At 43.4% G+C, this 915-nt stretch carries 2 protein-coding genes; both read right to left on the reverse strand.

Annotated features, from left to right (window positions below):
- On the reverse strand, nucleotides 1-358 hold a 358-nt coding region (locus tag ETC02_RS18495), incomplete at its 3' end, for an IS3 family transposase (protein ID WP_171698455.1).
- Nucleotides 355-681, reverse strand: a complete 327-nt coding sequence (locus tag ETC02_RS16715; RefSeq protein WP_011229672.1) for a transposase — start codon at nucleotides 679-681, stop codon at nucleotides 355-357. The genes ETC02_RS16715 and ETC02_RS18495, both read right to left, overlap by 4 nt.
- Nucleotides 682-915 lie beyond the last annotated feature (234 nt).

A 915-nucleotide genomic window follows, 5' to 3' on the forward strand; every position in this document is an offset into this window, starting at 1 on the left:
ACGCTACGATATTCTCCTTTCCCGCTTTATACTTCGGCTTTTTTCGACGGATTTTGGCCTGAACCCCCAACTCTTTCATCAGTCGGTACACTCGCTTATGATTCACGGTCTTCCCATAATTTCGTTTTATCCATGCCTTCACGCGGTAGTATCCATAGATCCCATTGACCTTTTGATGGCATTCGAGGATCATTTGTTTGATTTGTTCATTTTCCTTTTGCTTCTCTGTGACGATTCCCTGCCGGTTCATCCATCGATAGTATCCACTTCTTGACACACCGGCCAGTTGGCATAGCCAGGCAATCGGATAGGTGTTGGATAACTCCTGAATGATCGAGAACCACTCTTTCGGTTTCACCTCCTTGCCAGCTCTCGTAACTTTTTTAAATAATCATTCTCTGCTTTCAGTCTTCGATTCTCTTCCTCTAAACTGCACTCTTTTTTTCGAGGCCTTCCCTTGAATGGAGACTTGGATGTCCCGCGCCGTTCTTCGAGCCCTTTTAGACCATGTTCATGGTAACGTTTTACCCAAAGTCTGATCGTTTTCGTGCAGGGAATCCCTAACTCTTGGCATATCCGCTTATATCCCCATCCTTCTTCGATGTACATCTGGACAGCCCTCCATTTAAACTCCACGGAATAAGTGGTCTTCCCTTTCGGTGTTTGCTTGGTCTCGAACATAAACAAATCCCTCCAGTGTTTTTACTGACAGTATGGGCATTTTCCCAACTGTCTACACTAGAGGGATAATATCATATGATTCGGGGGTGTCAATCGGATGAATTGACTGTAAATTATCATTTTATTTCAGCACAAAACGCCCATTTTTTTGCACATTCTTTCAGAAAGCCCTCTCCCCTTTTCTGAAGGAATGTGCTAAATTTTTTGTGAATTGTTTCGGACAAAGATTTCCTT

The organism is Geobacillus sp. DSP4a, from assembly GCF_013096875.1.
In the GTDB taxonomy this organism is placed as follows: Bacteria; Bacillota; Bacilli; order Bacillales; family Anoxybacillaceae; genus Geobacillus; species Geobacillus thermophilus.